This is a genomic window from Stenotrophomonas sp. YJH_SMC_46, assembly GCF_059370315.1.
This window is the reverse complement of the sequence record NZ_JCAFTO010000002.1, coordinates 864,870-883,676: the sequence shown is the minus strand read 5'-3', so window position 1 is coordinate 883,676 and position 18,807 is coordinate 864,870. Positions and strand designations below refer to the sequence as shown.

The 18,807-nt window shown below is 66.4% G+C and carries 20 protein-coding genes and 1 tRNA gene; 11 read left to right on the top strand and 10 right to left on the bottom strand.

Annotation, left to right across the window (positions count from 1 at the left end; genetic code table 11):
- Positions 1-3: 3 nt before the first annotated feature.
- Positions 4-615, top strand: a complete 612-nt coding sequence (gene coaE, locus AC5P8C_RS09010; RefSeq protein WP_111098286.1) for a dephospho-CoA kinase — start codon at positions 4-6, stop codon at positions 613-615.
- 106 nt (positions 616-721) lie between these two features.
- Here coaE and AC5P8C_RS09005 read toward each other — a convergent pair whose 3' ends face one another.
- The 6 genes from AC5P8C_RS09005 to rimK all read right to left on the bottom strand — a co-directional run bounded on the left by AC5P8C_RS09005 (position 722) and on the right by rimK (position 5,772).
- Complete coding sequence (locus AC5P8C_RS09005; RefSeq protein WP_019660175.1) at positions 722-1,108, bottom strand: hypothetical protein; 387 nt, start codon at positions 1,106-1,108, stop codon at positions 722-724.
- Between the two features lie 482 nt (positions 1,109-1,590).
- Positions 1,591-2,958 carry a sensor histidine kinase gene (locus AC5P8C_RS09000; RefSeq protein ID WP_495218579.1) on the bottom strand — a complete coding sequence of 456 codons (1,368 nt, stop codon included), beginning with the start codon at positions 2,956-2,958 and terminating at the stop codon, positions 1,591-1,593.
- Positions 2,921-3,598, bottom strand: a complete 678-nt coding sequence (locus AC5P8C_RS08995) for a response regulator transcription factor (RefSeq protein ID WP_005410804.1) — start codon at positions 3,596-3,598, stop codon at positions 2,921-2,923. Before AC5P8C_RS08995 ends, AC5P8C_RS09000 begins: the two co-directional genes overlap by 38 nt.
- An 8-nt stretch (positions 3,599-3,606) precedes the next feature.
- Positions 3,607-4,080, bottom strand: coding sequence for a hypothetical protein (locus tag AC5P8C_RS08990; protein ID WP_019660177.1), 474 nt, complete (start codon positions 4,078-4,080; stop codon positions 3,607-3,609).
- Positions 4,081-4,173: 93 nt separating this feature from the next.
- Entirely contained in the window at positions 4,174-4,650 is a 477-nt protein-coding gene (locus AC5P8C_RS08985) for a hypothetical protein (RefSeq protein ID WP_058981951.1), read from the bottom strand.
- Positions 4,651-4,893: 243 nt separating this feature from the next.
- A complete protein-coding gene (gene rimK, locus AC5P8C_RS08980) occupies positions 4,894-5,772 on the bottom strand; it encodes a 30S ribosomal protein S6--L-glutamate ligase (RefSeq protein ID WP_026347043.1) in 879 nt (292 codons plus the stop codon).
- Positions 5,773-5,937: 165 nt separating this feature from the next.
- Between rimK and AC5P8C_RS08975 the strand changes: the two genes are divergently transcribed.
- The gene (locus AC5P8C_RS08975) at positions 5,938-6,303 is read left to right on the top strand and encodes a hypothetical protein (protein ID WP_233653814.1); all 366 of its coding nucleotides are present in this window, start codon (positions 5,938-5,940) and stop codon (positions 6,301-6,303) included.
- A 92-nt stretch (positions 6,304-6,395) separates the two neighbouring features.
- On the opposite strand, the gene AC5P8C_RS08970 is transcribed toward AC5P8C_RS08975, so the two are convergent.
- Positions 6,396-7,553, bottom strand: coding sequence for a hypothetical protein (locus tag AC5P8C_RS08970; RefSeq protein WP_495218578.1), 1,158 nt, complete (start codon positions 7,551-7,553; stop codon positions 6,396-6,398).
- 106 nt (positions 7,554-7,659) lie between these two features.
- Between AC5P8C_RS08970 and AC5P8C_RS08965 the strand changes: the two genes are divergently transcribed.
- A complete protein-coding gene (locus AC5P8C_RS08965; protein WP_495218577.1) occupies positions 7,660-8,538 on the top strand; it encodes a PoNe immunity protein domain-containing protein in 879 nt (292 codons plus the stop codon).
- Between the two features lie 134 nt (positions 8,539-8,672).
- On the opposite strand, the gene AC5P8C_RS08960 is transcribed toward AC5P8C_RS08965, so the two are convergent.
- Positions 8,673-8,746: transfer RNA gene (locus AC5P8C_RS08960), tRNA-Gly, on the bottom strand.
- A gap of 115 nt (positions 8,747-8,861) precedes the next feature.
- Positions 8,862-10,682 carry an autotransporter domain-containing esterase gene (locus AC5P8C_RS08955; RefSeq protein ID WP_026347045.1) on the bottom strand — a complete coding sequence of 607 codons (1,821 nt, stop codon included), beginning with the start codon at positions 10,680-10,682 and terminating at the stop codon, positions 8,862-8,864.
- Positions 10,683-10,922: 240 nt separating this feature from the next.
- On the opposite strand from AC5P8C_RS08955, the gene thiS reads away from it, so the two are divergent.
- The 4 genes from thiS to AC5P8C_RS08935 all read left to right on the top strand — a co-directional run bounded on the left by thiS (position 10,923) and on the right by AC5P8C_RS08935 (position 14,633).
- Positions 10,923-11,123, top strand: a complete 201-nt coding sequence (thiS, locus tag AC5P8C_RS08950; protein WP_019660184.1) for a sulfur carrier protein ThiS — start codon at positions 10,923-10,925, stop codon at positions 11,121-11,123.
- A 106-nt stretch (positions 11,124-11,229) separates the two neighbouring features.
- Entirely contained in the window at positions 11,230-12,024 is a 795-nt protein-coding gene (locus AC5P8C_RS08945; RefSeq protein WP_495218576.1) for a thiazole synthase, read from the top strand.
- Entirely contained in the window at positions 12,024-12,758 is a 735-nt protein-coding gene (gene trmB / locus AC5P8C_RS08940) for a tRNA (guanosine(46)-N7)-methyltransferase TrmB (protein WP_019660186.1), read from the top strand. The genes AC5P8C_RS08945 and trmB overlap by 1 nt, the downstream gene beginning before the upstream one ends.
- Positions 12,759-12,785: 27 nt before the next feature.
- Positions 12,786-14,633 carry an SLC13 family permease gene (locus tag AC5P8C_RS08935; protein WP_019660187.1) on the top strand — a complete coding sequence of 616 codons (1,848 nt, stop codon included), beginning with the start codon at positions 12,786-12,788 and terminating at the stop codon, positions 14,631-14,633.
- Positions 14,634-15,018: 385 nt separating this feature from the next.
- Here AC5P8C_RS08935 and AC5P8C_RS08930 read toward each other — a convergent pair whose 3' ends face one another.
- On the bottom strand, positions 15,019-15,354 hold the full coding sequence (locus AC5P8C_RS08930; protein ID WP_495218575.1) for a Rieske (2Fe-2S) protein: 336 nt from the start codon (positions 15,352-15,354) through the stop codon (positions 15,019-15,021).
- A gap of 178 nt (positions 15,355-15,532) precedes the next feature.
- Here AC5P8C_RS08930 and AC5P8C_RS08925 point away from each other — a divergent pair, with 178 nt between their 5' ends.
- From AC5P8C_RS08925 to AC5P8C_RS08910, 4 genes are all read left to right on the top strand, one after another.
- Positions 15,533-15,814 carry a hypothetical protein gene (locus tag AC5P8C_RS08925; RefSeq protein WP_019660189.1) on the top strand — a complete coding sequence of 94 codons (282 nt, stop codon included), beginning with the start codon at positions 15,533-15,535 and terminating at the stop codon, positions 15,812-15,814.
- 75 nt (positions 15,815-15,889) lie between these two features.
- Positions 15,890-16,606: a fumarylacetoacetate hydrolase family protein gene (locus AC5P8C_RS08920; protein WP_019660190.1), complete on the top strand. Its 717-nt coding sequence runs from the start codon at positions 15,890-15,892 to the stop codon at positions 16,604-16,606.
- A 54-nt stretch (positions 16,607-16,660) separates the two neighbouring features.
- Positions 16,661-17,065, top strand: a complete 405-nt coding sequence (gene mscL / locus AC5P8C_RS08915; protein ID WP_019660191.1) for a large-conductance mechanosensitive channel protein MscL — start codon at positions 16,661-16,663, stop codon at positions 17,063-17,065.
- A gap of 225 nt (positions 17,066-17,290) precedes the next feature.
- Positions 17,291-18,712 (top strand): M28 family peptidase, encoded by a 1,422-nt coding sequence (locus AC5P8C_RS08910; RefSeq protein ID WP_019660192.1) that lies wholly within the window; start codon positions 17,291-17,293, stop codon positions 18,710-18,712.
- Positions 18,713-18,807 lie beyond the last annotated feature (95 nt).

Sequence of the window (18,807 nt, the reverse complement as noted above, 5' to 3'; positions counted from 1 at the left end):
CCCATGAGCCGCTATGTGGTTGGCCTGACCGGGGGCATCGCCTCCGGCAAGACCGAAGTGACCCGGCGCTTCGAGGCGCTGGGCATTGTGGTGGCCGATGCCGATCTGGCCGCACGGGCCGTGGTGGCCGCCGGCAGCCCGGCGCTGGCCCGCATCGCCGAGCGCTTCGGCGCCGACATGCTGCTGGCCGATGGCAGCCTGGACCGGGCCCGCCTGCGCGCTCACGTGTTCGCCGACCCGGCCGAACGGACGGCGCTGGAAGCGATCACCCACCCGGCCATCCGCCTGCTGATGCAGCAGCAGTGCGAGCAGGCTGAGAGCCCCTATGCGGTTGCCGCCATTCCGCTGCTGACCGAGGTGGGTGGGCGGAAGGCCTACCCATGGCTGGACCGGGTGCTGCTGGTGGACGCGCCGGAGGCCGTGCAGCATGCCCGGCTGATGCAGCGCGATGGCATTGATGCTGCGCTGGCCGACCGGATGATTGCTGCGCAGGCCAGCCGCGCGCAGCGGTTGGCGCTGGCCGATGACGTGGTGGTCAATGATGGGCAGCCGGAGGACCTGCAGGTGCAGGTGGAACAGCTGCACGCGCGGTATCTGAAGTTGGCCGGGGGGTGAGGCCAGGTTGCCGGCCAGCGGCCGGCACTACCGAAGTGCATCCACGCATGGCATGGATCTGGGGCTCGGCTCTACAAAACGCTCTGCATCCACGCGTGGCGTGGATCTACTCCAGCTGCAGGCGGGCGTAGCGGGCCAGTTCGCGGGCGCCGAGCAGCAGGCCGTCGACGACATCGGGATTGAGTTGCTGGCGGGCACCGCCCTGCTCCCGCGCGATTTCGGCGGCGTGCAGTAGCTGGATCAGGGTGTTCAGACCGGCAAGCGTGCGGCTGAGGCCGGCCATCGTGGCGGCCTGCGCCGGGCTGGCCCCCTGCACGTCCAGCCGCTGGCCGTCGGCGGCGTCGCGGCCATCCATGCGCGCCAGCAGGGCGGGCAGCAGGTCCTTGGGGTCATCCAGCAGCACTTCGACACGCTCGGCGACGTCGGCAGGCAGCAGGTGGGCCGCATCGCCGATCAGGGCGTGCAGCTGGGGGAACAGCGGGCGGGTGGACATGGTGGAGCTCCTCGCAGTCGGCAGGCCACCTGCAGATGCAAGGTGGCGGACGGTGCGGGTTGGCGTACCGGACAACTCCCAGATGGATGGAAACTCCGGCGGATTCCCGGGAATCCCCACGCACCGCCCGCCATGAAGCGGGCACAGTGCATTGTCCGCGATGCCGCGCGAGGCATCGGAAGCTTTCCATCTAACAGTTGATTTCAGGACGCCAATCCCGGCCAAGGCACCTGCCCCGGCCAGGTCATCAGGCCATCGCCGCGCACGGCAATCTGTAAGGAAATTCTCAAGTGCGGCGCGGGCTTGCCAATGCGTGCACTGGAACACGCGCGGGGCGCGGCAGCGATCACGGTGGTGTCGCGTTGGGCCTGATGCCTGATCATCGCGCGAGGGTAATTCAGTGGCACAAGCGACACAGAGCGCGATGCAAGGTCGGCAGGGTCCGTGCCGACCAAGGTCGGCACCCACCAAAGCAGGGGCCCTTACAACGGCTTCGGCGAGAACGTCAGGGTGGCGATCACGCCACGCTGGCCACCGGGGCGCACGCTCACCTGCCAGCCGTACAGATCGCACAGGCGGCTGACGATCGACAAGCCGATGCCGCCGCCCTGCGAATGGCCGGCATGCGTGCCGCGGTAGCCACGCTGGAACAGCTTGGCGGCATCTTCCTCGCTCAGGCCCGGGCCACTGTCGGTCACCGAGACCGAATTGGCGCCGACAAACACGCGCACCTCGCCGTCCTGCGAGTACTTCACCGCATTGCCGATCAGGTTGCCCAGTGCCACCGACAGCGCTGCCTCGGGCGCGTCGACCACCAGGTTGCGCTCACCTTCGAGCACCAGCTCCAGCGGCTTGCCGCCCAGCTGCGCACGGTGCGCATCCAGCAGCTGCTCGGCTACGCGGGCCACGTTGCTGGTGCCCTGACCGCGTTCGTTGCGCGACAGCAGCAGCAACGCGCCGATCAGATCGCTGCACTGCTGTTCGGCACGCTGGATGCGCTGCAGGCGCTGCAGCACCTTTTCGTCCAGGCCGGGCCGGGTCAGCAGCAGCTCGGTGGCACCCCGGATCACCGCCAGCGGCGTGCGCAGCTCATGGCTGACGTCGGCATTGAACTCACGGTCGCGCTGCACAACTTCGGTCAGCCGCGAGGAATAGTCGTCCAGTGCCTGTGCCAGCTGCCCCACTTCGTCATCGGGGAAACGCGGCGCCAGCGGCTCAGGGTCACTGGTACCACCACGGTAGGCGCGCAACCGTGCGGCCAGGTCCGATACCGGCTTCATCACCTTCGAGGCCGACCACCAGCCCAGCACCAGTGACAGCAGGCTGAACACCAGCACCGACAGCACCAGCGCGCGGTTGAGCTGCTTGCCGCCGCGCACGCTGTCGGTCATGTCATAGGCGAGGAAGAACCAGGCGTCCGGCGTCTTGCGCACGGCCAGCTTGTAGGAGTACGGCTCGCCGTGCTCATCACCGCTGACGCTGTGGATGCCATCGGAGAAGCCCGCCCACTGCGCGCGTTCTTCGCGCACCCGGTCGAACTTGTCCTTCGAATAGGCATAAGCCCTGATCTGCAGCACCGGTGCATCCGGGTTATGCCCGGGGTGCTCGTAATAGCGGCGCGCATACTCGTCGATGTTTCGGTTCATCAGCTCTTCCACCAGCTGGTTTTCCACGCGCAGGCGGGCCCAGTTGGTGGCGAACGCGAACAGTGTTGTCAGGCAGAAGCCCAACAACACGAACGAAACGATGATGCGGCTGCGCAGGCGCCGCCGATACGGCGTGCGCCGGCGCTCCCCCTTGCTTGCCACCGAATCAGGCTTCCGGGGTGGCGATGCGGTATCCGATGCCATGGCGGGTCTGGATCAGCGGCACTTCAAACGGCTTGTCGACCACCGCACGCAGGCCGTGGATGTGCACGCGCAGGGAATCCGAATCGGGCAGTTCTTCGCCCCACACGCGGGTTTCCAGTTCCTGGCGGGTCACCACGGCCGGGGCCGCTTCCATCAGCGCCTGCAGGATCTTCAGTGCAGTCGGGTTGAGCTGCAGCAGCTTGCCCTGGCGGCGCACTTCCAGCGTATCCAGGTTGTATTCCAGATCGCCGGTTTCCAGCACGCGGGTCTGCACGCCCTTGCCGCGTCGCGACAGGGCGTTCAGACGCACTTCCACTTCCTGCAGCGCGAACGGCTTGATCAGGTAGTCGTCCGCGCCGGAATCGAAGCCGGCCAGCTTGTTGTCCAGCGAGTCGCGGGCGGTGAGCATCAGTACCGGGGTCTGCTTGCGCGCTTCGTTGCGCAGCTTGCGGCAGACCTCGATGCCGTCCATGCCTGGCAGGTTGAGATCCAGCACGATCGCGTCGAACTCGTGCACCACGGCCAGGTGCAGACCGGTAACCCCGTCAGCCGCGAAGTCCACGGTGTGGCCCCGGTCCTCCAGGTAGTCGCCCAGGTTGGCCGCAATGTCGCTGTTGTCTTCGATTACCAGGATTCTCACTGTCACCTCTAATTGACGAATTTGCCGACGCGCTGGGCCTGGCCCATATCACGCTGTGCCTTGTCCTTCCGTCGCGCGCGCTCGGCTACGGTAGTGCACTGCGTCGTGGACCGGTTCGAACCCGTGGCCTTTTCACGTTGGCATATTAGACGACTATCTTCACGGGCCTGTGTCAAAACCGTGTTCACGATCTGCTGGTCGTTGAAGACATCGGTTCGTACCTGTTCAGGCATGGAATCGCGGTCGGGATGCTGCTCGACGGCCGTACGCATGCGCACCAGCGCCTCGCGCACGCGGCTGCGGTCGGCCTGTTTCAGTTCGCTGTAGGTCTCGCCATCGTTGAGTTCGATTTCGATGCGCTCGATCTGCTGCTGCAGCGGCTTGCCCGGAATAAAGACCTCACCGGCCTGGTTGGATGCGGAGGCGGCGGTGGCCAGGGTCAGGCCCGAGACCAGGACCGCCGACATCAGGAGGGACTTCATGACAAACGAATCCTTGTTTGAGTTGAGGGTTGACTGTATTCGCACCGCCTTCACGCGAGCAAGTGCCGGTCGCTCGGGCGGCAATCGGCCCGGCTAGCGGTTACTGGGAGGCGTGAGATTGTTGAAGGTGCGCTGGTCGTTGAGCAGGGCCTTGCCCTTTTCCTCGATCCGGCGGCGCTCGGCCACTGTCAGGCAGCGGCTCTTGGGCATGTTGCTGCCCGTGGTGCGGGTGTGCTGGCAGATCTGGCGGCTGTCTTCGTGGGCGCGGACAAGAACGGTGTTGATCCGCTCCTGGTCGTTGAAGACCTCTGCCTGGACCTGCGGCGGGAGCTCCTGAAGCGTGCTGTGGTCCCCCATGCGCTGGGTGATGCGCGCCAGGGCCTGCTGCACCTGGGCGCGGTCTTCAGCGGAAATCTCGCTGTACTCGCCGTCATCAAGGGCCCTTTCAACCCGCCGGACCTGCTCGGCCACCGGTGCCTGCCCGTCCATCTGTATGGCGGTCTTCTCCGGCTTGGCGGAGACAGTGCCAGACAACCCCAGCAACAACGCGATCATCGTGATGCGGTACATCGCCAGCCTCCGGATCCATCCAGGAACGATGGCCACTCTACGGCCGTCACGCGGCCTCCACAAGGGACTTCCGGCAGGTATAAAAAAGACCCAGGCGGTGGCCCGCCTGGGTCTGAAGTCGTATCCCGATACCGATCCTGCTGAGAGGCAGAGCTGCGGTTCGCTGAAGGCTACGCCGGCGCCGATTAAAGGCATGTTAAAGCCGGCCTCATTTGCCCTTGAGAATCTCAAAATATTGATTTGTCATGGCTTTTTCAGCTTCTCGACGTGCTCGATGATGCGCGTGGCCACATCTACCCCGCAGGCGGCTTCGATCCCCTCCAGCCCCGGCGTGGAGTTGACCTCCAGCACCAGCGGGCCGCGCGCGGAGCGGATCAGATCCACCCCGCACACCGACAGGCCCAGCGCCTTGGCCGAACGCACCGCCACCTGCTGTTCGGCGCGGCTGGCCTTGGCCGCCACCGCAGTGCCACCGGCATGCAGGTTGGAGCGGAAGTCGCCTTCCGGCGCCTGGCGTTGCATCGAGGCCACCACCTGGTCGCCCACCACGAAGCAGCGCAGGTCGGCGCCCTTGGCCTCACCGATGAACTCCTGCATCAGGAAATTGGCATACAGCCCGCGCAGGGCCTCGACGATGCCGCGCGATGCGCTGGCCTTTTCGGTGAGGATCACGCCCCGCCCCTGGGTACCCTCGTTGAGCTTCACCACGTGGGGCGGCGGGCCGAGCATGGACAACAGGTCGACGGTGTCATCCGGGTTGTCACCGAACACGGTGACAGGCATGTCGATGCCCTTGGCGGCCAGCAGCTGGTGCGCACGCAGTTTGTCGCGCGAACGCAGGATCGCGTCGGAGGGGTTTGGGGTGCGTGCGCCCATCAGCTCGAACTGCCGCAGCACGGCGGTGCCATAGCGGGTGATCGAGGCACCGATGCGCGGGATGACCATGTCCACGCCGGTCATCGGCCGGCCCTTGTAGTGCATCGAAAAACCATCGGCGGCGATGCGCATGTAGCAGCGCAGCGGGTCGAGGATGCGAACGGTATGGCCACGCGTGCGTGCCGCCTCGACCAGCCGGCGGGTGGAATACAGGGAACTGTTGCGGGACAGGATGGCGAGCTTCATCGCGGCAGGATCGGGCGGCAGGCGCGCAGCATAGCGCGGGCGTGTGGCGGGTGGATGATGCCCCGCAGGCCACCGCATCTGCATGCCTGCCGGGGCTGTGCGAATATGCCGTTGCCGGCTGATGGACATAAACGGCCGGCTTGCACAATCCAAGGAGAACCACAGATGCGAATGGGAATTCCGCTGTTGTTGCTGTTTGGCCTGGTGGGCGGCGCCGCAGACGTAGGGGCTGCGCCGACCCACGCAGTCTCCCGGCTCTACTTCGATGCCAACAACACCCTGATCGGCCAGGGCCTGCGCTACTGCACGGGCAAGACACAGCACCAAGGCGTTGCCTCACACGCCAATACCCGCTGGATCGATGTTTCCTACGCCTGCCAGGGCGACTCGACCGACGTGTCCTACGGCAGCTGGGTGCCTGCGCAACTGCGGCAGGACTTCTGCACGCTGTATGACGCCTGCACATCACTGATGCCGTGGCCGGAACCCAGCCTGCCCGGCACCCTTGGCAACGGCTTCTACTCAGACTGACAGCCGGTAGTCGCCGCACCGTCTCCGGCGATGACCGCACCGTCGCCGGGGACATCCTCATGGCTCATCCAAGGGATGCCTGCCGCCGCTGATCAGCGCGGGGGCAGGCGCAGCGAGAAGTGCCCATCGCGGACACGCACGGCCAGCGCGGTTTCCCGCCATTCCACGGGCAGGGCGAGCGCCGTGTGTGGCGTGGGGATGCGTGTGATCGCGTCGAACGTCCAGTGTTCCTCATAGGCTTCGCAGCGAAGCGAACCGTCATCGCCGGCCTCGATCACATCGATCCAGGCACCACTGCGGGCCTTGCCGCTGCCGCCCGTCGCACGGCGGCCAATGGCCTGCCAACACCCCTGCCAGTGAACGAGCCATACGCCCTCGATGGGACGCAGATCCCCATCAAGCACGCTGCCCGCCACCGCCACGCACCGTCCGGACGGGCTGGTAATCACCGTTTCCAGATCGCGGGCGTGACGGCCACTGGGCTCGCCATCAAGACAGAGCGCGTACGGGCAGATGCGCGCGAACAGCGTCGGGTGCGCGGTCAGGCGCAGATCGTCGGGCAGCAGCGGTATGGCCTGCAGCACCCGGGCATCCGGCAGGACATGCCGCAATGCCTGCGGCAACCCGGCGGCCAGCGCGGGATGCTCCGGTTCCAGCCATAGACCCCGGCAGGGCCGCAGCGTGGTCGATCGACAGGGGATATCCCGCAACCACATTGCGGCTTCGGCATCCCCGCCAAGCTGCCGGCGCTCGTGCAGTTCCTGCCAGAACAGGCTGGGAACAATCGCCTGCAGGTGCATCACCCGCTTGTCCGCTTCGTCGTAGACGATCACCGCTTCGCTGCGATCAACATAGCCACTGGCCACACGCAGCCCGCTTCCCGCCAGCGTCTGCCACTCGCCACTGGCATCGTGGCTGCCTCCAGTGGATACGCCCTCGACAATGGCTCCATCGCGCAGCATCTGGGTGCTGTAGGCCGGACCCCCCATGCCCAGTTCGCCCCAATCCAACAGGACATCATGCGTGGGCGGCCGGGTAGCAAAGGGCAGCGTCGCCCGCGAGCGCAGCAGTGCGCCGCCTACGGTATCGCCGACCAGATCAAGGCGCTGCAGCACACCACCCACTGCAAGGCACGCGGCCATGGCGACAACCACGCCCAGCGGCGACCACCAGGCCACGCAGATGGCGACCAGGACCAGGAACGGCAGCCACTGGGTGAAACGGCGGAGGGCGATTCGATCAACGGTCATGCGGGCATGGTGACTGCGATTGCGCACCATTCAAACCTTCAACGCGGTGCCAGGCAATGGGGGTCGAACCGGCATTGCCGCTAGACTTTCCCTGATGATGGAACCGATGACTGCCGTGAACCGCCGGAATCTGCTGCTGGACGTACTACCGCGATGGAGAGCACTGGCCAAGGATCCGGGAGTACCGCGCCGCATGCTTCGCCTGCCGGACTGGCAGGCAGACTGGAACGCGGGCATGGCCCTGCTTGCGCGTCATGCGCGCAATGGCGGTGACCCTGCGGAGGAACCGCTGCAGGGGCATGCGGCGCTGGAACATGCGTACGGCTGGGAAGCGGTTGCCCAGACCGGCAGCAACCTGCTGCTGAAAGGCATCGACCGTGGCTTCGCCTCCACGGCATTGCAGCAGATGCATGCCGACGTTGCAGAACTCTGGCTCGAGCATGCACGTTTGCTGGCCATTGCCCGGAACAGCCTGCAACAGCAAGGCCACGACATCGCGCTGGCCGCGTCGTTGCAACCGCGTACAACGCAGCACTACGAATACGCACTACAGTTGTTGTCACTGGGCGTGCTGCTGGATGCGCAGGATCGTCTTCCGGCGCTGGTGGAGCAGGTGCTCTGCTTCGAAACCGACCGCGTGCTGGACTACCTCAGCGCGCCGGCACTCGGCCTTGCCGAAGCCAGCGATGCGATATTCCATCCGCGCCCGTTCGCCGAGCTGTTCGCGCCATTGCGCGACGGTGAAGCGTTCGACCCTTCACTGCTGGCCGGCTACCTGCAGGTGCAGTACCGCGACTTCTTCCTGCTGTCGCCCAAAGCCCAGAAGCGGACCCGACGCCTGACCGGACCGAATGCCTGGGGTTACTGGGCGCTTGAGGTAGCAGCGCTGGTGGTGCTGTATGGCGGCGACGATGCCGCGCTGCGCACCTGCCCGCACTATCCTTCCGACCTGGTGGACTTCGCCCGGCCGCAAGCGGGCGCATAAGCCACTCGAGCTATGGTTCGAAGGGGCCACAGCCCAACACTGAGGAGGAGATTGCGGCGCTGCTGCCACACGCTCGAGCTGGGTGTGGTGCATCGAGTACGCCGCGTCTTCCGGGGGTGAATACCCTGGAGACATGGAGCGGGCGATGGGAATCGAACCCACGTCAGTAGCTTGGGAAGCTACAGCTCTACCATTGAGCTACGCCCGCGTTGCGGTGGAAAGTCTATGCGCTGGGGCCGGTGTTGCGCAATGGTGCCCCCGCATCAGAGCGGGGCCGGCGCCCTTTCGTTCCCGAAAGGGATCCGGCCCCGCCTGGTTTCTGCTTAGAAGCTGCCGCTGAAGTTGGCGAACAGCGTCGCGTCCTGGGCACGCTTCTGCCCGGCCGAAGCGCTCAGGCCGAAGTTGCTCTGCAGGCCGAACAGCTCGGTACGGGCACCCAGCACCACGGTGGCGTAGTTCTTGTCGAAGTTCAGGCCCGGCACGCGATAGCTGCCCAGTTCCGGCAGGGTCTGCAGCCATGCGCTGGCCTGCTTGGTGTCTTCGAACTCGTGGTCGTAGGTCACCTGCGCGTACGGCTTGACGGTGCCGCCATCGAAGCGGGCCTGCCAGCCGATGCGGCCGACGGTCGAATCGACGTTCTGGCGGTCGTAGCCCAGTGCGGTGGCCAGGGTGCCGGCCGCAGCGCTTTCGGTGTAGCCATCGATCTTCACCTTCTGCCAGATCACCGAAGCAATCGGGCCGTGGCGGAAACCGCCTTCGGTGCCGAACTCGTAGCCGGCGTTCAGCGCGGCGGTCAGGTTGCTGCCGTCCGGCGAACCGCCGTGCTCACGAGTGGCCGGGCCCAGCTGGACCTTGCGGTTCACGTCATAGGACAGCCAGGTGTAGCTGACCTGGCCATTGATCCAGATGCGGTCACCATACCAGCCGGCGAACAGACCGGCAGTGGTGTCCTTCTGGGTGAAGTCGCCACGGCTGTTGCCGAAGTCTGCGTTGAGGCGGCCGAAGCCGGCGAAGCCGCCGAACACCATGCCGTCGCGTGCCCAGTCGATACCGAACAGGCCGGCGGGCGCCAGGCCGTCGTACAGGTCGGCATGGTCATAACGCTGCAGGTCACCGCGCACGCCGCCCCACCAGGACAGGCCATCGGCCGGGCGACCACCCAGGTGCATGCTGACCTGGTCGGCACGCGAACGGCCGATGGTCTGGGCCGAGTGGCTCAGCACCTGCTGCAGACGCGGGCCTTCCAGCACCGAGACAGCATACTGGCCCAGCAGCTGATGGCCGGCGGTGGTCGGATGCACGCCGTCGGCGAACAGGTAGGTGTTGGCTGCATCCGGGCTGACGTAACTGGTCGGGTTGCAGCCGATGATGCTGGCGGTGGAGTTGTTCGGATCGATCCTGCAGGCGGTGCTGGTGACGTTGGTGAAGCCGTACATGCCCGGATTGGCAGTCACTTCGCGCAGGATGCTGAAGGTATCGAGCGGAATGAACTCGATGCCTGCCTGCTTCAGGCCACCGTACAGCGCCTTGTTGTAGCCGGCCGACAATGCGGTGGCGGCGGCGGCATTGGGGCCGCGGAACTGCGGGGTGATGCCCACATCCGGCAGGTTCGGTACCAGCACGTACTGGGCACCAGCCTGCTTCAGCGCACCTACCAGCGCGATCTGGTCGGTGACCGCTGCGCCGATGATGCCCTGCACCTGGGCCTGCGACGCGCCACCTGCCGCCGCACGGGTGGCCGCAAACAGATCATTGGCGCCTCCCCATACGGTGTACAGGGCGTTGCCGTCAGCCTTGCCACCGTTCGCGGCAAGGTAGCGGGTTGCTTGCGACTTCAGCGACGGAATCACGCCCAGGCCACCGGCCTCGTCCACCGATACCCGGGCACCGCCCACGGCGTAGTTGTCGCCACTCTGGCCGTTGCCGTTGGCACCCCCGTTGAGGCCGTAGTAGTTGGCGACCTGCTGTGCCCACACCCAACCCGGGTTGGTGGTGAACTGGCCGGTGACCGGCTGCACGCCCGGATCGAGCAGCGGCCGGAAATAGCCGGCGTCGGTGAGGCTGTCGCCGAAGAACACGGCCTTGGAATACGGACTTTCGCCTGCCATGGCCGGCAGCGCGGCGAGTGCGATCGCAGCCGCCATCAGGGAGCGGATCGGGTGTTTGCTGAGCTGCATCTAGGAACTCCTGTGGGGTAAATAGGTTGGAATCCGGCACACGTACGCCGGCGCACGGTCAATGGTTTCACCGGGCCGCCGTTTGCTCACGCTGCGCCGCCGCATGGATTGTCGCCTGAGCACGCCGAAGCCTGCTGTGCTGGAGCTGGCGCCCCGATCAAATTCCAAACGTTCCGATCACGAAGAGCTATAAGCGACAATGCAGGAATGAACATCCAGCTCAACGGCGAACCCCGCACCCTGCCCGCCTCGGCGACCCTTCACGACCTGCTCGAGGCCGAGCAGCTGCTGCAGCGCCGGGTGGCAGTGGAGGTCAACGGCGAGATCGTCAGCCGCAGCCGCCATCGCGAGCATGTTCTGGCTGAAGGCGACATTGTCGAGATCGTGCACGCGCTGGGTGGGGGCTGAGGCCTGTCCGGGTTTGCCGGCCAGCGGCCGGCACTACCCATGCCGATCCACGGCCGGCACGCCATTGCGTGATCCCATCTTCAGGCGGATAGGCGATAATCGCGCCATGAACGTTCATGTCTCCCCCGATTCGCTGGTGATCGCCGGCAAGACCTATGGCTCGCGGCTGCTCACCGGCACCGGCAAGTTCAAGGACCTGGAAGAAACCCGCCTGGCCACCGAGGCTGCTGGCGCCCAGATCGTCACCGTGGCCATCCGCCGCACCAACATCGGGCAGAACCCGGGCGAGCCGAACCTGCTGGACGTGCTGCCACCGGAGCGCTTCACCATCCTGCCCAACACCGCTGGCTGCTACACCGCCGAAGACGCGGTGCGTACCTGCCGCCTGGCCCGTGAGCTGCTGGACGGCCACAACCTGACCAAGCTGGAAGTGCTGGGCGACCAGAAGACCCTGTACCCGGACGTGGTGCAGACCCTCAGGGCCGCCGAGCAGCTGGTCAAGGACGGCTTCGAGGTGATGGTCTACACCTCCGACGACCCGATCCTGGCCAAGCGCCTGGAAGAGATCGGCTGCGCCGCAGTGATGCCGCTGGCCGCGCCGATCGGTTCGGGCCTGGGCATCCAGAACAAGTACAACCTGCTGCAGATCATCGAAGACGCCAAGGTGCCGATCATCGTCGATGCCGGCGTGGGCACCGCGTCGGATGCGGCGATCGCGATGGAACTGGGCTGCGACGGCGTGTTGATGAACACCGCCATTGCCGGTGCGCGCAACCCGGTGCTGATGGCCACTGCCATGCGCAAGGCAGTCGAGGCCGGCCGCGAGGCTTTCCTGGCCGGGCGCATCCCGCGCAAGCGCTACGCCAGCGCATCCTCTCCGGTGGACGGGCTGATCGGCTGATGACCAATCCTTTTGACAGCGCCGGCTCCAAGGCCCCACCCAAGCCCTTCACCGTAAGCGAGGGCCGCCGCGAGGTGCGCAGCTTCGTGTTGCGCCAGGGACGTTTCACCCCCGCCCAGCAGCGCGCGTTCGACGAACGCTGGCCGCGCTTCGGCCTCGACTACACCGGCCAGCCGCGTGACCTGGATGCCACCTTCGGCCGCCCGGCACACAAGGTGCTGGAAATCGGCTTCGGCAACGGTGCCGCGCTGCGCTTCGCCGCCCAGCACGATCCGTCGCGCGACTACATCGGCATCGAAGTGCACGCCCCCGGCGTGGGCCGGTTGCTGAACGCGCTGGCTGAGGACAATGCCGACCACGTGCGCCTGTACCACCATGACGCGGTGGAAGTGCTGCAGAACGAGATCGCCGATGGCGCGCTCGATGAAGTGCGCATCTACTTCCCGGACCCGTGGCACAAGAAGCGCCACAACAAGCGCCGCCTGCTGCAGCCGGCATTTGCCGAGCTGCTGGTGCGCAAGCTGCGCCCGGGTGGCCGCCTGCACTGCGCCACCGACTGGGAAGACTACGCCGAGCAGATGTGGGACGTGCTTGACGCGACTGCCGGCCTGGTCAACCGCGCCGGCCCGCGTGGCAGCGTGCCGCGTCCGGACTGGCGCCCGCAGACCCACTTCGAGACCCGCGGCCAGAAACTCGGCCACGGCGTCTGGGACCTGCTGTACGACCGCACCTGACGATCGCCTAAGGACGCCGCGCCCCACATGGATACCGCGCTGACGCTGACCAACGACATGAAGCTCGTGCTCGGGCTGGTCGGCTTCACGATGGCAATGTTCCTGTTCGAGCGCATCCGCGCCGACGTGGTCGCGCTGGTGGTGCTGGTGGTACTCGGTGTCACCGGCCTGATCGCGCCGGAGGAGATCTTCGGCGGTTTCTCCGGTAACGCGGTGATGAGCATCATCGCCACCACCATCCTCGGTGCGGGCCTGGACCGCACCGGGGCGCTGAACCGGCTGGCCGCATGGCTGCTGCGGCGCGGCCACGGCGTCGAACAGCGACTGCTGATGATGACCACCGCCATCGCCGGCCTGAACTCGTCCTTCATGCAGAACCCGTCGGTGATGGCCTTGTATCTGCCGGTCGCCTCGCGACTGGCAGCGCGCACCGGGCTGACGATGCAGCGCCTGCTGCTGCCGATCTCGGCGGCGATCGTGATGGGCGGTGCGCTGACCATGGTCGGCAATTCGCCGCTGATCCTGCTGAACGATCTGCTGGCCTCGGCCAACAACAACCTGCCTTCCGGCCTGGCCACCATCGAGCCGCTGCGCATGTTCGCGCCGCTGCCGATTGGCGTGGCACTGCTGATCGCCTCGCTGCTGTACTTCCGCTACTACGGCGACCGCAAGCTGATCGAGGAAGAAACCCTGGTCAACGACGGGGTCACCCCAGCACGCACCGAGAGCTACTTCGCCAAGACCTATGGCATCGAAGGCGATGTGTTCGAGCTGGTGGTCAGCGCGGAAAGTCCGCTGGTGGGCATGACCCTGGGCGAGGCCGAGAACCTGCACGACGCCCCGCTGCTGCTGGCCCTGAAAACCGGTAATGACACCCGCCTGGCGCCGCCGGCGGAGATGCGCATCTGGGTAGGCAGCGTGCTCGGTGCGATGGGCCCGCGCCAGCAGATCAACGATTTCGCGCAGAACCAGTTCCTGCGCATGTCTTCGCGCCTGAAGCACCTGGGTGACCTGTTCAACCCGAGCCGCGCCGGTATTTCCGAGGCGGTGGTACCGCCGACCTCGAACGTGATCGGCAAGAGCGCGGCCGACCTGCGCCTGCGCAAGGAGCGTGGCATCAGCCTGCTGGCGATCAACCGCGACAAGCAGGTGATCCGCGAGGACGTGCGCGACGTGCAGTTGCGTGCAGGCGACATGCTGGTCTTCCACAGCATCTGGACCGACCTGGCACAGGCGGCCAAGAGCCGCGACTTCGTGGTGGTGACCGACTATCCGACCGGCGAGCAGCGCCCGCACAAGTTCAAGATTGCGATGGCGATCTTCGCGCTGACCATCCTGATCGCGCTGACCAGCAAGCTGCCGGTCGCGCTGACGCTGATGACCGGCGTGGCCGGCATGCTGCTGACCGGCGTGCTGCGCATGGACGAGGCGTATGCCTCGATCAACTGGAAAACGGTGTTCATGATGGCCGGGCTGATCCCGCTCGGATGGGCGATGGACTCCAGTGGTGCGGCGGCATGGGTGGCCGGCCACACCATCGACAAGCTGCCCACCGGCATCCCGGTGTGGGTGCTGGAGGTGGCGCTGGCACTGCTGACCACGGCGTTCTCGCTGGTGATCAGCCATGTGGGCGCGACCATCGTGATGGTACCGATCGCGGTGAACCTGGCACTGGCGGCGGGCGGCAACCCGACCGCGTTCGCGCTGATCGTGGCGCTGTCGGCGTCCAACAACCTGATGACGGCCTCCAACCCGGTGATTTCGATGATCACCGGCCCGGCCAATTACACCCCGCGCGAGATGTGGCGGGTCGGCGGACCGTTGTCGCTGATCTACACCTGCGTGGTGGTGTTGATGATCAACCTGATGTTCTGAGGGTTGGGTTTGTTGGCAGGGCTGCGCCCTGCACCCGCCGAAGCCGAAGCCGAAGCCGAAGCAACAGCAACAGCAACAGCGTGCATTCCGTGGGATGGCGGGGTGGGTCCGGTTGCGGGGGACGCTGCAAGTCCCCCTCCGGGGCCCGGCCCAGCCGCTGGCGGCTGTGCGTTCGGGCGCTTGCGAAGCAGTGCTTCGCAAGCAAAGCGCCCTCACCCATGTAAGCTCGGTCGCCGCATCCATGCGGCTCACGCCCCCGCAACCGGACCCACCCCGCCTTCGACAGTTTTCCGCGAGCTGTCGGAACGGCGTTCTGCTCTGGTGGGTGTCGACCTTGGTCGACACGGCTTTTGTAGAGTCGAGCCGTGCTCGACTGCTTCCGGCCTCAGGCCAGATAGACCTGCCCATCGCGGATATCGACCCGCACCGCACGCAGGCGGTCGCCCTTGCACGGGCCGGCGATACAGTCGCCGCTGTCAAGGGCGAACGAGGCGCCATGCGCGGCGCACGCCAGGTGGCCTTCGCGGCTCTTCAGGAACTGGCCCGGGGCCCAGTCCAGGCGTCGGCCGGCGTGCGGGCAGATGTTCAGGAATGCGCGCACCTGCGCGCCGTCGCGGTACAGCACCAGCGATTCGGCATCGCCATCGATCACCGCTTCGACCTCGGCAAACGCGCCATCGGCAATGGCATCAAGGGCGATCAGGGCAGCAGCGATAGTCATGGCGAAAGCTCGGACGGTAAACCGGAATTGTCGCATGCCTGCTCAGGTGACTGGCTGCGACATGAACACAAGTCATTGATCCGTAATAAGCACAGGCTATATTTAACGAGTTTTTCACTCAATGACAGTGGCGCCTCCCGATACTCTGGTTTCGCTGATCCCAGCCTATCGAGCCGCCATGTTCAATCGCGCATCCGCCTTCAACCAGTTCCGCACCCTGTTCGCACCGCGCAAGCCGCGTCATCCGCTGGTGCGCGTTGCCGTGGGCCTGCTTGGCCTGGCGATCCTGGCCGCGATGGTGTTCATCGGTGTGTTCGTCGGTGCCGCGATGATCCTGGTTGGCCTGGCATGGAAGCTGCTGGCCTCGCGCAAGCCGGGCGCCGCGCGTCCGGTGGACCCGACCGTGGTCGAGGGCGAGTACCGCGTGGTGCGCAAGCCGGTGTTGCCGGCCTCGCGCTGATCCAGGCCTTCCGCGCCCGCTGACGGCGGGCGCCATGCGTTCTAGACTGCGGGCACGCCCTTCCTGGATGCCCGCATGTCCGATGTCTCCGATGTGATCCCTGCCGTAGCCCTGCCGCGTGTACCGGTAGCAGGTGGCGGCAGCTTCCCCGTGCACCGTATCTACTGCGTCGGCCGCAACTTCGCCGACCACGCCCGCGAAATGGGCGCGGCGGTGCCGGCGGCCGATGACCGCGGCCGCCCGATGTTCTTCAGCAAGCCGGCCGACGCCATCGTGGTCGGCCACGACGATGCCATCCCCTATCCGCCAGCAACCGCCAACCTGCACCACGAAGTGGAACTGGTGGTGGCGATCGGTCGCGATGCGCCCGCCGGCGAGCTGGCCGTCGCCGACGCCGATGCGCTGGTATATGGCTACGCCGTCGGCCTGGACCTGACCCGCCGCGATCTGCAGGCCGCAGCCAAGGACAAGGGCCATCCTTGGGATGCCGCGAAGGGGTTCGATGCCTCCGCGCCGATCAGCGAAATCGTGCACGCCGAAGAAGTCGGCGACCTGGCTGCGCTGAACCTGTCGCTGGAGGTCAACGGCGAGGTGCGCCAGCAGGCACTGCTCGACCAGATGATCTGGAACGTGCCGGAGATCCTGCATGAGCTGTCCAAGCTGTGGCAGCTGCGTGCCGGTGACCTGGTGTTCATGGGCACCCCGTCCGGGGTGGCTGCGCTGAAGCCCGGCGACCGCTTCAGTGCCCGCCTGGAAAACGTGGCCGAGCGCCACGGCGTGATCGCCGGCTGACGTCACCTGCGCTACCCTGCGCGCTGTCCACTTCCCCACCGGAGAAAAACAACAATGGGAATGCTCACCGAGTTCAAGGAATTCGCCATGCGCGGCAACGTCATCGACCTCGCCGTCGGCGTGGTGATCGGCGCGGCCTTCGGCAAGATCGTGACGGCGCTGGTCGAGAAGATCATCATGCCGCCGCTGGGCCTGCTGATCGGCAAGGTGGACTTCTCGCAGCTGGCGTGGACGCTGTCGCCGGCACGGATCGGCCCGGACGGCAAGGAGATTCCGGCGGTGGTGATCGGCTACGGTGATTTCATCAACACCCTGATCCAGTTCGTGATCGTGGCCTTCGCGATCTTCATCGTGGTCAAGGCGATCAACCGCCTGTCTCGCAAGAAGGAAGCTGCACCAGCCGCACCGGCCGAGGAAGTGGTGCTGCTGCGCGAGATCCGCGACAGCCTGAAGAAATAAGGTAGTAGCGCCGGGCCATGCCCGGCGGGACGCCATCTTGCCGCTGCGCTCGCCGGGCATGGCCCGGCGCTACCGCAGAAGCAGGCGAAAGCCCCGCCCCGGCGGGGCTTTCGCTTTGCCGGTCATGGCGGGAAACAGCATCCGCGCCAGCCATGACCTCCCGCCCATGCGCCGGGCTGAACGACTGTTAAGCTCCAAGGCTTAGGTCCCTTCCCGGAGTTGTCCATGCGTCGCCGCGTTCTTGCCATCGCATCCTCCCTCGCCCTGCTGGCCGCCCCGGCCTTCGCGGCGCCGCACACCACTACCCTGCCCCCGGCGTCGCTGGCCACCGCCGCACAGCTGCGCGACCAGGCCTTGGCCGATGACACCGGCTGGAAGGTGGTCGAATCGCTCACCACCGAGATCGGCCCGCGCATCGCCGGCAGCGAAGCTGACGCCCGCGCCGTGGCCTGGGCCGAAGCCAAGTTCAAGGCACTGGGCTTCGACAAGGTGTGGAAGGAACCGGTGACCTTCCCGAAGTGGGAGCGCCGCAGTGAACACGCTGCCGTGACCGGCAAAAATCCGCAGCCGCTGCAGATCACCGCACTGGGCGGCAGCCCGGGCGGCACCGTTGAAGCCGAGGTGGTGCGCTTCGCCGACCTGGCCGCACTGCAGGCGGCGCCGGCCGGTTCGCTCAAGGGCAAGATCGCCTTCGTCGATTACCAGATGCTGCCGTTCCGCGATGGCCGCGACTACGGCCGCGGCGGCGCGATCCGCAGCAAGGGTCCGTCCGAGGCGATCCGCAAGGGCGCGGTCGGTTTCCTGATGCGTTCGGCCGGCACCGACTCGCACCGCGTGCCGCACACCGGCATCACCCGTTTCGATGACGGCCTGACCCCGGTGCCGTCTGCGGCACTGTCGGTGCCCGATGCCGACCAGCTGGCCCGCCTGCTGGCCCGTGGCAGCACCACGGTGAAGGTGGCGCTGGACTGCGGCTGGGATGGTACGGCGACCTCGTACAACGTGATCGGCGAGATCACCGGCCGCAGCCTGCCGAAGGAAGTAGTGGTGATTGGCGGGCATCTGGATTCGTGGGACCTGGGCACCGGCGCGGTGGATGACGGCGCGGGCGTGGGCATCACCATGGCCGCAGGCCACCTGATCGGCCAGCTCAAGCAGGCGCCGAAGCGCACCATCCGCGTGATCGCCTTCGCCAACGAGGAACAGGGCCTGTATGGCGGCAAGGCCTATGCCGAAGCGCACGCGAAGGACGTGGCCCTGCACCAGCTGGCCGCCGAGAGCGACTTCGGCGCGGGACGCATCTACGCCTTCAATACCGGTTCGCCGAATCCGGAAGGCTCGCGCGAAGCGACGAAGCAGATTGCCGAAGTAATGAAGCCGCTGGGCATCGAGTACCAGGCCGACAAGGGTGGCCCGGGCCCGGACGTCGGCCCGCTGGCCGCCAAGGGCGGTGCGTGGGCGTGGCTGGCGCAGGACGGCTCGGACTACTTCCACCTGCACCACACCGCCGACGACACGCTGGACAAGATCGACCCGAAGGCACTGGCACAGAACGTGGCCGCGTACACCGTGTTCGCGTACCTGGCGGCGGAAGCCGACGGCAGCTTCGGCAGCGAGGCCAAGGCGACCACGCCGCCGAACGAATGATGCGGTAGCGCCGGGCCATGCCCGGCGAGCGCAGTGGCGGGAGCGGTGCGAACCAAGGTTCGCACCCACCGGGCAATGGCGTGGGTCAGGTCCCT

Bases quoted from the DNA above. Each gene is read 5' to 3' on its own strand.
- coaE (WP_111098286.1), top strand. From the start codon at position 4: ATGAGCCGCTATGTGGTTGGCCTGACCGGGGGCATCGCCTCCGGCAAG.
- AC5P8C_RS09005 (WP_019660175.1), bottom strand. From the start codon at position 1,108: ATGTCCACCCGCCCGCTGTTCCCCCAGCTGCACGCCCTGATCGGCGAT.
- AC5P8C_RS09000 (WP_495218579.1), bottom strand. From the start codon at position 2,958: ATGGCATCGGATACCGCATCGCCACCCCGGAAGCCTGATTCGGTGGCA.
- AC5P8C_RS08990 (WP_019660177.1), bottom strand. From the start codon at position 4,080: ATGAAGTCCCTCCTGATGTCGGCGGTCCTGGTCTCGGGCCTGACCCTG.
- AC5P8C_RS08985 (WP_058981951.1), bottom strand. From the start codon at position 4,650: ATGTACCGCATCACGATGATCGCGTTGTTGCTGGGGTTGTCTGGCACT.
- rimK (WP_026347043.1), bottom strand. From the start codon at position 5,772: ATGAAGCTCGCCATCCTGTCCCGCAACAGTTCCCTGTATTCCACCCGC.
- AC5P8C_RS08975 (WP_233653814.1), top strand. From the start codon at position 5,938: ATGCGAATGGGAATTCCGCTGTTGTTGCTGTTTGGCCTGGTGGGCGGC.
- AC5P8C_RS08970 (WP_495218578.1), bottom strand. From the start codon at position 7,553: ATGACCGTTGATCGAATCGCCCTCCGCCGTTTCACCCAGTGGCTGCCG.
- AC5P8C_RS08965 (WP_495218577.1), top strand. From the start codon at position 7,660: ATGACTGCCGTGAACCGCCGGAATCTGCTGCTGGACGTACTACCGCGA.
- AC5P8C_RS08955 (WP_026347045.1), bottom strand. From the start codon at position 10,682: ATGGCGGCTGCGATCGCACTCGCCGCGCTGCCGGCCATGGCAGGCGAA.
- thiS (WP_019660184.1), top strand. From the start codon at position 10,923: ATGAACATCCAGCTCAACGGCGAACCCCGCACCCTGCCCGCCTCGGCG.
- AC5P8C_RS08945 (WP_495218576.1), top strand. From the start codon at position 11,230: ATGAACGTTCATGTCTCCCCCGATTCGCTGGTGATCGCCGGCAAGACC.
- trmB (WP_019660186.1), top strand. From the start codon at position 12,024: ATGACCAATCCTTTTGACAGCGCCGGCTCCAAGGCCCCACCCAAGCCC.
- AC5P8C_RS08935 (WP_019660187.1), top strand. From the start codon at position 12,786: ATGGATACCGCGCTGACGCTGACCAACGACATGAAGCTCGTGCTCGGG.
- AC5P8C_RS08930 (WP_495218575.1), bottom strand. From the start codon at position 15,354: ATGACTATCGCTGCTGCCCTGATCGCCCTTGATGCCATTGCCGATGGC.
- AC5P8C_RS08925 (WP_019660189.1), top strand. From the start codon at position 15,533: ATGTTCAATCGCGCATCCGCCTTCAACCAGTTCCGCACCCTGTTCGCA.
- AC5P8C_RS08920 (WP_019660190.1), top strand. From the start codon at position 15,890: ATGTCCGATGTCTCCGATGTGATCCCTGCCGTAGCCCTGCCGCGTGTA.
- mscL (WP_019660191.1), top strand. From the start codon at position 16,661: ATGGGAATGCTCACCGAGTTCAAGGAATTCGCCATGCGCGGCAACGTC.
- AC5P8C_RS08910 (WP_019660192.1), top strand. From the start codon at position 17,291: ATGCGTCGCCGCGTTCTTGCCATCGCATCCTCCCTCGCCCTGCTGGCC.